Annotated in this window: 12 protein-coding genes; 5 read left to right on the forward strand and 7 right to left on the reverse strand. The window is 63.1% G+C overall.

The features are described from left to right. The first annotated feature begins 20 nt into the window (after positions 1-20). The gene (locus tag AB1N67_RS04990; protein WP_367863576.1) at positions 21-1,364 is read left to right on the forward strand and encodes a carbohydrate porin; all 1,344 of its coding nucleotides are present in this window, start codon (positions 21-23) and stop codon (positions 1,362-1,364) included. Between the two features lie 118 nt (positions 1,365-1,482). Then, positions 1,483-2,337 (forward strand): D-hexose-6-phosphate mutarotase, encoded by an 855-nt coding sequence (locus tag AB1N67_RS04995; RefSeq protein WP_043210647.1) that lies wholly within the window; start codon positions 1,483-1,485, stop codon positions 2,335-2,337. On the opposite strand, the gene hexR is transcribed toward AB1N67_RS04995, so the two are convergent. After that, entirely contained in the window at positions 2,330-3,193 is an 864-nt protein-coding gene (hexR, locus tag AB1N67_RS05000; protein WP_178113806.1) for a DNA-binding transcriptional regulator HexR, read from the reverse strand. The two genes, AB1N67_RS04995 and hexR, sit on opposite strands and share 8 nt — an antisense overlap. 210 nt (positions 3,194-3,403) lie before the next feature. On the opposite strand from hexR, the gene zwf reads away from it, so the two are divergent. Genes zwf through AB1N67_RS05015 form a run of 3 tightly spaced genes read left to right on the forward strand, consistent with a single transcriptional unit; the run spans position 3,404 to position 6,265 of the window. Continuing rightward, positions 3,404-4,873 carry a glucose-6-phosphate dehydrogenase gene (gene zwf / locus AB1N67_RS05005; protein ID WP_043210640.1) on the forward strand — a complete coding sequence of 490 codons (1,470 nt, stop codon included), beginning with the start codon at positions 3,404-3,406 and terminating at the stop codon, positions 4,871-4,873. Further along, complete coding sequence (pgl, locus tag AB1N67_RS05010; protein ID WP_367863577.1) at positions 4,860-5,573, forward strand: 6-phosphogluconolactonase; 714 nt, start codon at positions 4,860-4,862, stop codon at positions 5,571-5,573. Before zwf ends, pgl begins: the two co-directional genes overlap by 14 nt. A gap of 17 nt (positions 5,574-5,590) precedes the next feature. Continuing rightward, positions 5,591-6,265 carry a bifunctional 4-hydroxy-2-oxoglutarate aldolase/2-dehydro-3-deoxy-phosphogluconate aldolase gene (locus tag AB1N67_RS05015; RefSeq protein WP_196167670.1) on the forward strand — a complete coding sequence of 225 codons (675 nt, stop codon included), beginning with the start codon at positions 5,591-5,593 and terminating at the stop codon, positions 6,263-6,265. Positions 6,266-6,408: 143 nt separating this feature from the next. Here AB1N67_RS05015 and AB1N67_RS05020 read toward each other — a convergent pair whose 3' ends face one another. From AB1N67_RS05020 to xseA, 6 genes are all read right to left on the reverse strand, one after another. Further along, a complete protein-coding gene (locus AB1N67_RS05020; RefSeq protein ID WP_367863578.1) occupies positions 6,409-7,437 on the reverse strand; it encodes a DUF6384 family protein in 1,029 nt (342 codons plus the stop codon). Beyond that, complete coding sequence (locus AB1N67_RS05025; RefSeq protein WP_070574749.1) at positions 7,434-8,579, reverse strand: merozoite surface protein 3b; 1,146 nt, start codon at positions 8,577-8,579, stop codon at positions 7,434-7,436. Before AB1N67_RS05025 ends, AB1N67_RS05020 begins: the two co-directional genes overlap by 4 nt. Then, positions 8,576-9,880, reverse strand: a complete 1,305-nt coding sequence (locus AB1N67_RS05030; RefSeq protein WP_367863579.1) for a hypothetical protein — start codon at positions 9,878-9,880, stop codon at positions 8,576-8,578. The genes AB1N67_RS05025 and AB1N67_RS05030 overlap by 4 nt, the downstream gene beginning before the upstream one ends. A 218-nt stretch (positions 9,881-10,098) precedes the next feature. Continuing rightward, complete coding sequence (gene leuA, locus AB1N67_RS05035; protein ID WP_043210635.1) at positions 10,099-11,772, reverse strand: 2-isopropylmalate synthase; 1,674 nt, start codon at positions 11,770-11,772, stop codon at positions 10,099-10,101. Positions 11,773-12,203: 431 nt separating this feature from the next. Next, complete coding sequence (locus tag AB1N67_RS05040; RefSeq protein ID WP_043210631.1) at positions 12,204-13,031, reverse strand: M23 family metallopeptidase; 828 nt, start codon at positions 13,029-13,031, stop codon at positions 12,204-12,206. 3 nt (positions 13,032-13,034) lie between these two features. Beyond that, positions 13,035-14,414, reverse strand: coding sequence for an exodeoxyribonuclease VII large subunit (gene xseA, locus AB1N67_RS05045; RefSeq protein WP_043210740.1), 1,380 nt, complete (start codon positions 14,412-14,414; stop codon positions 13,035-13,037). Positions 14,415-14,429: the final 15 nt, after the last annotated feature.

Here is a 14,429-nt window from a genome sequence, read left to right on the forward strand (position 1 = left end):
AGAAAAGTGAGGAACAAGGGATGGACCATCGCAAACGCATCAGGACGCTGGGCTCGCTGGCGGTGCTGACCTTTGTCGGCAGTGGTGGGGCACACGCGGCCGAGGCCTTCTCGGCGGATTCGAAATGGATGACCGGGGACTGGGGCGGCACCCGAACCGAGCTATTGGAAAAAGGCTACGACTTCACCCTCGATTATGTCGGCGAGGTGGCCGGCAACCTGCACGGCGGCTACAACGACGACAAGACTGTCCGTTACAGCGACCAGTTCGCCCTGGGCGCGCACCTGGATCTTCAGAAGATCCTTGGCTGGCACGACGCCGAATTCAAGCTGGCAATCACCGAACGAAGTGGTCGCAACCTGTCCAACGACCGCATCAGTGACCCGCGCGCTGGGCAGTTCAGCTCGGTCCAGGAAGTCTGGGGCCGTGGCCAGACCTGGCGGCTGACGCAGATGTGGATCAAGCAGAAGTACTTCGATGGGGCCCTGGATGTGAAATTCGGGCGCTTCGGTGAGGGCGAGGACTTCAACAGCTTCCCCTGCGACTTCCAGAACTTGGCCTTCTGCGGCTCCCAGGTGGGCAACTGGGTGGGCGGTATCTGGTACAACTGGCCGGTCAGCCAGTGGGCGCTGCGGGTCAAGTACAACATCAACCCGGAGTTCTTCGTGCAGGTGGGGGCCTTCGAGCAAAATCCGTCGAACCTTGAGACCGGCAACGGCTTCAAACTCAGCGGCAGCGGCACCAAGGGCGCGATCCTGCCGGTGGAGATGGTCTGGTCGCCCAAGGTCAACGGCCTGCCGGGTGAATACCGCCTGGGCTACTACTACAGCACCGCCAAGGCTGACGATGTCTATGAGGACGTCAACGGCCAGCCCCAGGGCATCACCGGCAATGACTTCAAATCCCACTCCAGCAAGCACGGCTGGTGGGTCGTGGCCCAGCAGCAGGTGACGGCGCACCAGGGTGATGTCAACCGGGGCCTGAGCCTGTTCGCCAATTTCACCGTGCACGACAAGGCTACCAACGTCGTCGACAACTACCAGCAGATAGGCATGGTCTACAAAGGCCCCTTCGATGCCCGGCCCAAGGACGACATTGGCTTTGGCATCGCGCGGATCCATGTCAATGATGACGTCAAGAAGCGCGCCGAGCAGCTCAATGCCAGCAGTGGTATCGACGATTACGACAATCCGGGCTTCGTGCCGCTGCAGCGCACCGAATACAACGCCGAGCTCTACTATGGCTTTCACGTCACCAACTGGCTGACCGTGCGGCCGAACCTGCAGTACATCAAGAGCCCTGGGGGAGTGGATGAGGTCGACAATGCGCTGGTCGCAGGATTGAAGATTCAGTCGTCATTCTGAGAAAAATTGTTGTAAATTTACGCCATCCATTTCCCGGCCACTTCATTTCCACTGGATCTCGGTGGAAATGAAGCCTGCGCCGAGACAGCGCTATCTCAAACAACAAGAGCTTGGAACCATGCCCGAACATCCGCTACATCGCTTCTTTGGCGCGCAGAGGCCCAGGCCGACGTTCGAGTGGGAGCGTTACCAGCAGCGCGATGTGTTGATTATCGATCACCCCCGTTGCCAGGCCGTATTCAGTCGCCAGGGCGCGCAGCTGGTGCATTTTCAGCCTGCCGGCGAACGTCCGTGGCTATGGTGTGCCGAGCAGTGGCCGCTGGCCGGGGCGATCCGAGGTGGCGTGCCGGTTTGCTGGCCATGGTATGGACGTCATCCCAGCGAAGATTTGTGGCCGTCCCATGGTTGGGCGCGCCTGCTCGACTGGAAGCTGGTCGAGAGCCAGGAGGACGAGGAGGGCGTGACCCTTACCTGGCGCCTGCAGCTGTGCGACTGGCAAGTGGACTTGCACGCGCGCTTGGGCAGCGGCATGGAACTGAGCCTGACCACCGAGCACCAGGACAGCGAACCTTGCCAGTTGAGTCATGCGCTGCTGGCTTATTGGCGTATCAGTGACGTGTCTGAGATAGCGCTGTCTGGGCTTGAGGACATCGAAGGCTATGACCGCCTCAACCGCCAGGCGTGCCGCGAGGACGGTGCGCTCAAGGTCAAGGGCGGTTGCCAGAAGGTTTATCCGGGTACGCCCCGGGTGCAGCTGCAGGACCCTGCGTGGGAGCGTGAACTGTGCATCGACAGTGGGGATTCCGACGACACAGTGGTCTGGCACCCGGGCAAGCGCCCGCTGGTGGGTGTCAGCGGCCGCGAGTGTCAGCGGTTTGTCTGCGTCGAGATCGCCAGCGGCAGCGGCGAGGGCTTGAGCCTGGCGCCGGGGCAGCAGGCTCACCTGAGCCTGCAGGCACACCGGCTCAGTTGAGCTCGTCGTCCTCGATCGGGTAACGGCTGGCGTTGAGGCTTTCCTTGATCTTGCGCAGGTGCGGTTGGAAGTCCACGCCGCGGCGCAGGGTCATGCCGGTGGCCAGCACATCGAGCACGGTGAGTTGGATGATCCGCGAGGTCATTGGCATGTAGATGTCGGTGTCCTCCGGCAATGGGATGTGCAGGCTCAGGCTGCAGGCCTTGGCCAGGGGCGAGCCGGCGGCGGTCAGGCCAAGGACGGAGGCGCCGTTTTCACGCGCCACGCGGGCCACCTCCACCAGTTCGCGGGTGCGACCGGTGTAGGAGATGATCACGAACAAATCGCCGGTATGCGCGACCGAGGCCAGCATGCGTTGCATGAGCACGTCGGCATGGGCCGACACCGCCAGGTTGAAGCGGAAGAACTTGTGCTGGGCGTCGAGGGCCACGGGGGCCGAGGCGCCCAGGCCGAAGAAGTGGATTTGCCGAGCCTGGATCATCATGTCCACGGCGCGGCTGACCTGTTGCGGGTCGAGCGCCTGGCAGGCGCTGTCGAGCGATGCGATGGCGCTGCCGAAGATCTTCTGGGTGTAGGCGGCCGGGTCATCGTCGGCCTCCACCGCGCGGCTGACATAAGCGGCGCCGCTGGCCAGGCTCTGGGCCAGCTGGAGCTTGAGTTCGGGGTAGCCACTGACACCGAAGGAGCGGCAGAAACGGTTGACCGTCGGTTCGCTGACCTTGGCGGCCTGGGCAAGCGCGGCGATGCTGAAGCGGGTGGCTTGTTGCGGGTTGAGCAGGATGACTTCGGCGACTTTGCGTTCGGCCTTGTTCAGCTCGTCGAGGCGTCCCTGGATCTGCTCCAGGAGGTTTCTCACGCGGTCCATGGTGTGTCCTTGGGTCGGGAAGACAGCCGGCTGATGGAACAGCGGGCTTTTTGCACGGTGTCTATCGTACTGTCGGCGAGGTTGCCGCACCACTTGTCTGTCACAGTTGTAGGGTGATGTTGTGGTTTTTACTACATTACCCCTTGAAAACCGCGGTTGAAAACGATATTCCTAGGCCAACTTTAGGAAAGAACCAACATCATGGCTGCGATCAGTGTAGAACCTTGCACCTTTGCCCTGTTTGGCGCCCTTGGCGACCTGGCACTGCGCAAGCTGTTTCCCGCGCTTTATCAGCTCGACCGCGCCGGCTTGCTGCACGCCGATTCGCGCCTGCTGGCCCTGGCCCGTGAAGCCGGCGATGGCGAGCAGCACCTAGCGACCATCGAGGCGCACCTGCGCCGCTTCGTGCCGGAGGCGGACATCGAGCCCGGTGCGCTGGGGCGTTTCCTCGCCCGCCTGAGCTACGTGCGCCTGGACTTCCTCCAGGCCGATGGCTACCAGGCGCTGGCCGAACAGGTGGCCGCAGACCTGCCTTTGATCGCCTATTTCGCCACGCCCGCCTCGGTGTACGGCGCGATCTGCGAGAACCTGGACAAAGCCGGCCTGGCCGCCCGTACTCGGGTCGTGCTGGAAAAGCCCATCGGTCACGACTTGGAGTCGTCCCGTCGGGTCAACGATGCCGTGGCGCGGTTCTTCCCGGAAAGTCGGGTCTATCGTATCGATCACTACCTGGGCAAGGAGACGGTGCAGAACCTCATCGCACTGCGTTTTGCCAACAGCCTGTTCGAAACCCAGTGGAACCAGAACTCTATCTCCCACGTGGAAATCACCGTGGCTGAAAAGGTGGGGATCGAAGGGCGCTGGGGCTATTTCGACAAGGCCGGCCAGCTGCGCGACATGATCCAGAACCACCTGTTGCAGCTGCTGTGCCTGATTGCCATGGACCCGCCCAGCGATTTGTCCGCCGACAGCATCCGCAACGAAAAGGTGAAGGTGCTCAAAGCCCTGGCGCCAATCACCGGCGAAGCCCTGAGCACCCGGGTGGTGCGCGGCCAGTACATTGCCGGCTACAGCGATGGTGCACCGGTGCCGGGCTACCTGGAAGAAGACAACGCCAATGCTCAGAGCGACACCGAGACCTTCGTCGCCCTGCGTGCCGACATCCGCAACTGGCGCTGGTCCGGCGTGCCGTTCTACCTGCGTACCGGCAAGCGTATGCCGCAAAAGCTGTCGCAGATCGTCATCCACTTCAAGGAAACGCCGCACTACATCTTCGCCCCCGAGCAGCGTTTGCAGATCGGTAACAAGCTGATCATCCGCCTGCAGCCGGACGAAGGCATTTCTTTGCGGGTCATGACCAAGGAGCAAGGCCTGGACAAAGGCATGCAACTGCGTAGCGGGCCCTTGCAACTGAATTTCTCCGACACCTGGCGCAGCGCGCGCATCCCGGATGCCTATGAGCGTCTGTTGTTGGAAGTGATGCGCGGCAACCAGAACCTGTTCGTGCGCAAAGATGAAATCGAATATGCCTGGACGTGGTGCGATCAGCTGATTGCCGGCTGGAAGAACGCTGGCGACGCACCCAAGCCTTATGCGGCGGGGTCCTGGGGGCCGATGAGCTCCATCGCACTGATCACACGTGATGGGAGGGCGTGGTATGGCGATATCTGAACTGCAACTGCCGGCGAGCGTAACGATGCATTCGCTGGCTGATGGCAAGGCCTTGGCGGCGACATTGGCCCATGATGTGGCCGAGCGCCTGCGCCAGGCCATTGTCGATAAGGGGCAGGCGTGCCTGGTCCTGTCGGGTGGCCGCAGCCCGGTACCCTTCCTGGAGAAGCTCGCAGGCGAAGCGCTGGACTGGTCGAAGGTCACGGTCAGCCTGGCCGACGAGCGCTGGGTACCGGTCGAGCATGCCGACAGCAATGCCGGATTGCTGGTACGTCACCTGTTCAAGGGCCCGGCCGCCAAGGCTCGCTTCGTGGGCTTGTATCACTGTGCCGAGAGTCTCGATGCCGCCGCTGTTCTGGCCGACCAGGCCCTGGCTGCGTTGCCCCCAATCGATGTGCTGGTGCTGGGCATGGGCGATGACGGTCACACGGCCTCGTTGTTCCCGGCCAGCCCCAACCTGCCTGAAAGCCTGGACCTGCGAAGCACGCACCGCTGCCTGCCGATGCTGGCACCGAGTGTGCCGCGCCAGCGCCTGAGCATGACCCGAGCCCTGTTGGCCAGCGCCGGTTTCACCGCGCTGTCCGTGCAAGGCCTGGGCAAACTCGCTACCCTGCGCGCCGCATTAGCGGCCGCTGAACCAACCGAAATGCCGATTCGCGCCTTTCTTCACGACCCCCTGGACATCTACTGGTGCCCATGAGCCAAGGATCCACTCTCATGACCACGCTCGAACGCCAACAGCCTCTGCTCTCGATGGCCGAGAAAGCCGCCCGGATCGACGCGATCTGCGGCAAGGCGCGCATTCTGCCGGTGATCACCATCGCCCGTGAGCAAGACATCCTGCCCCTGGCCGACGCCCTGGCCGCCGGCGGCATCCGTACCCTGGAGGTGACCCTGCGTTCCGAGCATGGCCTCAAGGCCATTCGTGTGCTGCGCGAGCAGCGCCCGGAGCTGTGCGTCGGTGCCGGGACCGTGCTGGACCGCACCATGTTCGCCGCGGTCGAGGCCGCCGGCGCGCAGTTCGTGGTCACCCCAGGGGTGACCCAGGACATCCTCCAGGCCGGCGTCGAAAGCGATATCCCGCTGTTGCCCGGTATTAGCACACCGTCGGAAATCATGATGGGCTATGCCCTGGGCTACCGTCGCTTCAAGCTGTTCCCCGCTGAAATCAGCGGCGGCGTGGCGGCGATCAAGGCCTTCGCCGGCCCGTTCGGCGACATCCGCTTCTGCCCCACCGGTGGCGTCAACCCGGCCAACGTGCGCAACTACATGGCCCAGCCCAACGTGATGTGCGTGGGCGGGACCTGGATGCTCGACAGCAGCTGGATCAAGAACGGCGACTGGGCACGGATCGAGGCCTGCAGCGCCGAGGCGATGGCACTGCTGGACTGAACCTGATTCTGTTGTGTGCTACAACGCTTGCGGGGCGCCGAATTGGCGCCCCTTTTTTTGCCTGCCATGAAGACGATGTGTGAGCGCTGCCCGGGGAGCGGTCCTCAATAGAGGCGCCGCAGGCGTGCCTGCGGTCGGTCCGGTCAGAAGCGGGCGGTGATGTACTGTGGGTCTTCGGATGGGTTGTCGTATCTGCCACCGGGAATAATGCGAGCGTCGAAACCTCGGTCAAGGCTGTAGGCGTCCTTCTTGCCGAAGATCGGCTTGTCGATGTGGCCAGTGGCTCTCTTGCTTTTGCGCGACCTGAGGTATTGCGCACGGCTGACCTGGACGCCCACGGTGTCGGTGAAGGTGGTTAAGCCGTTGCTGCCTAACACCGGCATTGTCACCACCCGCCCCTGAGGGTCGTGCCCTTGGAAGACCAGGAACCATGCCTTGCCGTCTTTACTGCCTCGCTGGCACGTGTCGCCCATCAGGCAGCGTTCGTAACCGGACACCTCGCCCGTGCCGTCGGGAATCACCAGTTGCAGTTTCGACTCGACGAAGTCTGTGAACAACTGCAATTCGCGAAGCGCTTGGCTGGATGCGGCCGGTTGATGGTTGGCTACCAGCGGGCCGGTTGACAGGGCGTACGGCATCAGCCTGGCGCGCATGTCGCTCGACAGCGGCATGGCGTCGATACGGGCCACCAGCTGCGTGTATTGCTCCAGGCGTGCCTGGTAGGCGGCCTGTTCTGCTTTTGACGACCACTGTGGTGCGGGCACGGCCAGGCCGTTGCCGGCGCTGGCAACGCTGGATTTGCTCGGTTGGGAGGGTGCCGGAGATTGGTGCTGCTTGGTCGCCAGCAGCGTGCCGCCGAGCAGGGCGACGCCTACCAGCAACCACGCTGTCAGCGCGCGGCGCAGGAGAAGTCCGGCCAGCAATCGGCGCGGCCAGCTCAGCGCGGGCGCCTCGAACACCAGGCGGCGGGCGAAGAACTCGCGCACGCCTTGTTCGATCAGCGCGTCATCGCAGGCGATGCCCTGGCGTTGATAGTAGCCACGGATGCGTTCGGCGACTTCCTCGCGGCGCCGCGGCAGGTCCAGATGTTCCTGCATCTGGCGTTGCTGAAGGCGTAGCTCGTCGACCAGGGCCATGGCCCCCATCTGTTCGCTGAATGTGCCGTTGCTCATTGCGCGGCTTTGGTCAGCAGGGCGGAGAAGGCGCGCTTGGCGTCTTCCACGGCGGTGGCGATTTCCTGTGCAGCTTTGGTGGACTCTGCACGGTAGGTGTCGGTCAGGCCTTTCATGTCATTCTGGAAGTCCAGGGTGGCCTGGGCCAGGGCGCGTACCGAATCGACGCGGACGGTCGAGCCATAGCTGGCCTTGAGTGCGGCGTCCAGCTGTTGGTTACCCAGTTGGCCAAGGGCTTCGAGCCCCTTGCTGATGCCATCGGTGGTGGCATTGAGCGTGTGGGTGGCCTCGTTCATGCCCTGGTTGGCGGTGAACGAAACGGCCAGGCTGGTCAGCACCACTTCGTTGGTGGAGAAGAACGAAACCATACGTTGGTACTGGCGTTCCTTGACCACGTGGACCTGGCTGATGCGGGCGAAGACCATTTCGGCGGTGTTGTAGCCAACCCTCAGGTCATCGGCAATGTCCTTGATGATCTGGTAGCTCTTGTCTTCGTTTTGCAGCGCACGCACGGCTTCGTCGCGAGCCAGTTCCAGCGCCGCGCGCCGGGCGGGGTCCTGCTGCTCGGCTGCGGTCACCTGGGCGCTGGCCGCATCCAGGGCCTGGGTGCGCGCCTTGAGCGCCTGGGCGGCGATGGCCAGCACCTGCTGGGCCTCGACCTCGGCGGTCTTCATCGCCAGGCGGAAATCCATGTAGGTTTCCAGGATGAGGTTTTCCCGTGCGATCTGGTCGCTGGCGGCCTTGCTCACCTCCAGGTAGTGCTTACGAATGTCGCCAAAACGGCTGGGAATCGAGCCGCGGGCCATGTTCATCCAACCCAGTTTCAGGCGTTCGAGGGTGTCCAGGCGACCATCGTCCATCCACGAGGCCATGTTCGCGGCATCTTCGCGGATCGAGGTGAAGCTTTCGGTGATGTCCAGGTAGCGGTTGGCGATGTCCATCCCCTCGATCTGCTCGCGCACGATCTGGTTGAACAGGGTGGCTTGCTGCAATACAGCGGCGATGGCCGTGACGCGGTCGTTGTCGTAATGCGCGACTTTATCCAGCAGCACTAACACCGGGGCGGGCTGAGCGGCGGGCTGGCCGAAGCTGATACCGAGTTGTTGCAGGCCATTGAGGGCTCGTTCCAGATATTGGCTCATGGGTGTCCTTGCATGAGTTGTGGGGCTGGGGAGAAGGTGTCGCTGACGGTGTGTTCCGGCGCCGTGGCCGGTGCCAGGCGTGCGGCCTTGATCGTATTGATCAGGGAACCCAGCAGCAGCGCGCGATTCATGTAGCTGTCGATCAGTGACGCATAGTCCGGGCGCGGCGTATAGCGCTCGCCTGTGGGCAACAGCAGGTGACAGGTACACCGTACGGGCGCCGTGGACTGGGCGCCGCACGTGCAAGCGAATGGGCTCATGCTGGCGCGCAAGGCGAACTCCAGTGCCTCGGCATGTCGAAGGGCGTCTAGTGCCTCGTTGATCTGCTCGGTGGCGATGTCCAGTCGCTGGCGCAGCGCGAGCAATTCCCGGCGATAGCGCTCGGGCTGGGGCGAGCCGATGGCTGCCCATTGCGCAAGTGCTGCCTCCAGTGACTCGGCCTTGAGTTCGTACTTCAGCCAGCGCAGGGCATCCTGGCCGTCCTCGTCCTCGCAGCGCGCATACCGGAGGGCTTCGAGATAAAGGGGCTCGACTTGGGCCCAGTGATCGATGACCTGGTTGACCAGCGTTTCGATGCGTCGCACTTGCTTGGCCTGGACGGGCTGTTGAGTCAGTGCCTTGCGTAGATCCTCAAGGCGCTGCTCCAGCGCGCCTATGTGTTTGTCATGCTCGGCCAGTTGTGCGGCGCTGTGTTGCTGCATGGCGTTGAGCAGCTGTTCATTGCGCAGGTTCTGGCTGAAATTGCAGTGCTTGGCGAGCCATTCGTCCAGGAACCGGTTCAGTGCGTTGCGTCGATAGGTCGTGCTGGCAAAGCCTTGCTGGCGCAGGTACCGATACATCGGATGGCGGACATAGCTCGCAAGCTTCTGCGTGCACTCCTGGCTGAGCAGTAGGTGGTCGCGCTTCAAGGGTTCGCGTGCGTCTTGAGCCTGTTGCAGTTCGTGCTGGCACTCACGCATCGCGGGGCTCTGGCTGGATTCGCCCAGCGCCTGTTGCAGATCCTGGTCCAGCTTGGCTTGATGTTCGCGCAGCGTCTGGGTCGATACGGCTGCGTCTTGGCTCGCCTGCTTCAGTTGCGCGTAGTACTGGGCTTGCTGCTGCTGACGTTGCTTGAGCACGTGCTGGATCTGGCGGGCTTCGAAGCTGTCATCGGCGATGTCGTACAGATCACTGAGAATGTGTACCTGTAATTGCAGGTGCTCTGTGTGTAGGTGGGCGCAACTGTGCAGGCAGTCGATTAGGCGGCTCAAGTAGTCTTGGCTGTTTTGGTCAGCCAGTGCCATGAGGGTGACGGGAGTCATCAGAAGCAGCGTCCCTGGTCCGTTTGCCGGTGATCGAGTGATGGCGGACGGGTTCACGGGTCGTCATCCTTGATCGAAGCGGTGGAAGATGAAGCGAGTATACCCAGCATTATGGGCAAAGTGATGGCTACCTGCCTTCTGTGTATGGCCGAGCGATCTTGCGCAAAAAAAAGGGCCCGTATCGGCGGATACGGGCCCTTTTCAGGGACGGCTGAGGCTTACGCCGCCTTGGCTGCCTGCTGGCTCAGCGAACGGTTCAGTGCGCTGAACAGCGCCTTGAAGCTGGCGGTGGTGATGTTCTCGTCGATCCCCACACCATGCACCGGACGACCACCGGCCACGCGCAATTCGATATAGGCCGCGGCCTTGGCGTTGGTGCCGGCACCGATGGCGTGTTCGTTGTAGTCCATGATTTCCACGCTGATGGGCAGGCCGGCGACCAGCGCTTCCAGCGCGCCGTTGCCTTTACCGCGCCAGTGCAGGGTGGTTTCGCCTTCGCCGGCGACTTCCACTTCCACGGCGCTGTGGCCGTTCTCTTCCTGCAGACGATGGCTGACCAGCGCATAGGGCGTGTTGGCCTGGAGGTATTCCTTGTGCAGCAGGCTGTAAATCTGCTGAGCAGTCATCTCCAGGCCCAGGCGGTCGGTCTCGCCCTGTACCACCTGGCTGAACTCGATCTGCATGCGACGTGGCAGGCTGATGCCGTACTCCTGCTCGAGCAGGTAGGTGATGCCGCCTTTGCCGGACTGGCTGTTGACGCGGATCACCGCCTCGTAGCTGCGGCCGATGTCGGCCGGGTCGATCGGCAGGTAAGGCACTTCCCAGAGTGCGTCTTCCTTCTGCTTGGCGAAGCCTTTGCGGATGGCGTCCTGGTGCGAGCCGGAGAATGCGGTGTGGACCAGATCGCCCACGTACGGGTGACGTGGGTGCACAGGCAGCTGGTTGCACTCCTCGACGACCTTGCGTACGCCGTCGATGTCGGAGAAGTCCAGTTTGGGGTCGATGCCCTGGGTGTAGAGGTTCAGGGCCAGGGTCACCAGGTCGACGTTGCCGGTACGCTCGCCGTTGCCGAACAGGCAGCCTTCGGCGCGGTCGGCGCCGGCCATCAGGCCCAGTTCGGTGGCTGCGATGCCAGTGCCGCGGTCGTTGTGGGTGTGCAGGCTGATGATCACGCTGTCGCGGCGGTTGACGTTGCGGCAGAACCATTCGATCTGGTCGGCATAGACGTTGGGCGTCGACACTTCGACGGTGGCCGGCAGGTTGAGGATGATCTTGTGTTCAGGGGTCGGGTTCCACACCTCGATCACCGCGTCGCAGACCTCCTTGGCGAACTCCATCTCGGTGGCGCTGAAGGTTTCCGGCGAGTACTGGAACGTCCACTGGGTTTCCGGCTGCTGAGCGGCATACTTGACGAACAGCTTGGCGGCGTTCACCGCGATGTCCTTCACGCCCTGCTTGTCCTGGTTGAAGACAATGCGGCGGAACGACGGCGAAGTGGCGTTGTACAGGTGGACGATGGCTTTCTTGGCGCCACGCAGGGATTCGAAAGTACGCGCGATCAAGTCTTCACGGGCCTGGGTGAGCACCTGGATGGTGGTGTCGTCCGGGATGTGGCCGTCTTCGATCAGGGTGCGCACGAAGTCGAAGTCGGTTTGCGAGGCGGACGGGAACGAGGCTTCGATTTCCTTCACGCCGACCTGCACCAAGGTCTTCCAGAAACGCAGTTTCTTCTCCGAATCCATCGGCTCGATCAGCGACTGGTTGCCGTCACGCAAGTCGGAGCTGCACCAGATCGGCGCCTGGGTGATGGTCTTCGACGGCCAGGTACGGTCCGGCAGATCGATGGTCGGGAAGGCGCGGTATTTCTTCGAAGGGTCTTTGAGCATGGTCATGGAAGCAATCCTTTTATGTGCGGCCGAGATCGGGCCTGCCGAGCGATAACGAGATGAAGAGGCGAGGCGACGCGATCAGCCTGGTAGTCGGGCGCTGACCAGGCAGAGGCTGCGATGTTGTCGGAGCAGGATGAGGGTGCTGAAGGTTTTCATGCCTCAACCCTAACCAGTGACCGGTGGGATGGCAAGCATTCGGAAAAAATTGAGAGGAATGCTTAAAAAAAGCGCTTGTGCGAGATTTTATGGCTGATATCGAACGGCGACTTCGGTATTTTTGCGCGCTATTTTTTGATGGCGCAACTCAAGGGAAAGGTTGTTGGCGGTGTGAGCCTTTTCGCGGGTAAACCCGCCGCCACAGGGTTCTGTGAACGCCTCCAATACAGCGTCGGCCTTGTGGGTGCGGGTTCACTCGCGAAGTCGGTACGCCTGGATCAGGGCTGAAACGCCCCGATGAAAATTGCCGGATCCACCCGCGCGTCGTTGAGACTGACGTTCCAGTGCATATGCGGCCCGGTCGCCCGGCCTGTGGCGCCCACGCGGCCGACCACCTCGCCGCGACGCAGCGTCTGGCCAGGTTTCACATCGATCTTGGACATGTGGCAAAACATGCTGATGAAGCCCTGTCCGTGATCGACGAACACGGTACGGCCATTGAAGAAGTAATCCCCCACCAAGATTACCTTGCCATTGGCCGGGGTCTTGATAGGCGTACCGGCGGGCACGGCGAAGTCCAGGCCGGCATGGGGGTTGCGCTCCTCTCCGTTGAAGAAGCGACGCACGCCGAACTTGCTCGACAGTGGCCCGCTGACCGGTTTGTCGAGGATCAGGTTGCTCGGCAGGGCAGGGCTGAAGCTGCGGTAGGCCTTGAGCTGTTCGGCCAGCTCGCGCTCGATGCGTTTGAGGTCGGCGGGGTCAGGATTGACCTGGCGCTTGTTCTTCAACGTGATGTGTTGCTCGGGGTACTTCTTGCTGCCGACCGTGAAGGGCAGGGTACGCGAACCTTGGGTGAGCACCGCGGTGCCGGGCTTCTGGGTCAGAGGAATGCCGACGATGGCCAGCCAGTTGCCCTGCTCCTGGACCACCAGCACCGGCTTGCCATCGAAGCGTGCGCTGGGTGCCGAGGGGGCAGGGCCCAGGTCGACCACCGCCACGCCTCCGGGCACCGGCTTGTTCAGCTGGCGCGTGATGTAGCTGGCCTGGGCGTGGGTACCGAGCAACAGCAAGAAGAAGGCGAGCAGAGGGGCGAGCAGGCGGGGCATGTGTCAGTCCAGTAGCGAGAGGGTGACCGGAGTCTGGTGGTTGTCCTCGACCCGCACCTTGAGCTCGCCTTCGTTCAGGCGGGCGGTCAGGCGCTGGCCGTTGTGGGTCTGGGCGGCGCTGCGGATGGCCTGGCCGCGCTCGTCGAGCAGAATGCTGTAGCCGCGGGCCAGGGTCGCCAGGGGGCTGACCACGTGCAAGGTCTGCAACTGGGCCTGGAAGCGTTGCCGACGATCCTTGAGCACTTCGCGCATAGCCCGCGGGAGGCGTTCGGCGAGGCTGTCCAGGCGCTGGCCAAGCAGTTTAAGCGCGCGCCCCGGATGTTGCGCGGCCAGGCGGGTGTCCAGACGGCCCAGGCGCTCGTGGCGCTGGTTCATGTTGAGCATGAAGGCGCGGCGCAGGCGCATATCCAGGTCATCCAGGCGCTGTGCCTGTTGGCGCAAGCGCTCGCCGGGGTGGCGCAGGCGGCGGGCCAGGCCATCCAGGCGCAGGTGATCATGAGCCAGGCGGTTTTTCATGCGTAGCAACAGGCGCCGCTGCAGGCTGTCCAGGCGCTGTTGCAGACCGCTGCTGTCCGGCGCCAGCAATTCGGCGGCGGCCGATGGGGTCGGCGCGCGCACATCGGCGACGAAGTCGCTGATCGAGACGTCGGTTTCATGACCCACGGCGCTGACGATGGGCGTCACGCACGCGGCCACGGCGCGGGCGACGTCCTCTTCGTTAAAGCACCACAGGTCCTCCAGCGAACCTCCGCCCCGGGCCAGGATCAATGCATCGAAGCCCATGCTGTCGGCCAGGCGCAGGGCTCGGACGATCTGGGCAATGGCCTCGCGGCCCTGTACTGCGGTGGGAATCAGGTTCAGTTCCACTTGGGGGGCGCGTCGGCCGAACACGCTGATGATGTCGCGGATCACCGCGCCAGTGGGGGAGGTGATGATGCCGATGCGGCGCGGGTGGGCCGGCAGAGGTTGCTTGCGTTCGGCACTGAACAGGCCCTCGGCGCCGAGCTTTTCCTTCAAGGCCTCGAAGGCCAGGCGCAGGGCGCCATCCCCTGCGGGCTCGACCGTGTCGAGAATCAGTTGGTAGTCACCACGCCCCTCGAACAGCGATACCTTGCCGCGCACCCTGACTGCCAGGCCATCGCGCAGGGCCTGGCGTACGCGTACTGCATTCTGCCGAAACAGTGCGCAGCGCACCTGGGCGCCGCTGTCCTTGAGGGTGAAGTACATGTGCCCGGAGGCCGGGCGGGCGAGGTTGGATATCTCGCCTTCCACCCAGACACTGCGGAACACATCCTCGAGCAGCACGCGCGCGCGGCCGTTGAGCTGGCTGACGGTGAGGACCTCGCGGTCCAGGCCGAGTCGTTCGAAGGGGTCTCTGATCATGGCCGGCATCATAAA

Source organism: Pseudomonas guariconensis (assembly GCF_040822035.1).
GTDB classification, from domain to species: Bacteria; Pseudomonadota; Gammaproteobacteria; order Pseudomonadales; family Pseudomonadaceae; genus Aquipseudomonas; species Aquipseudomonas guariconensis.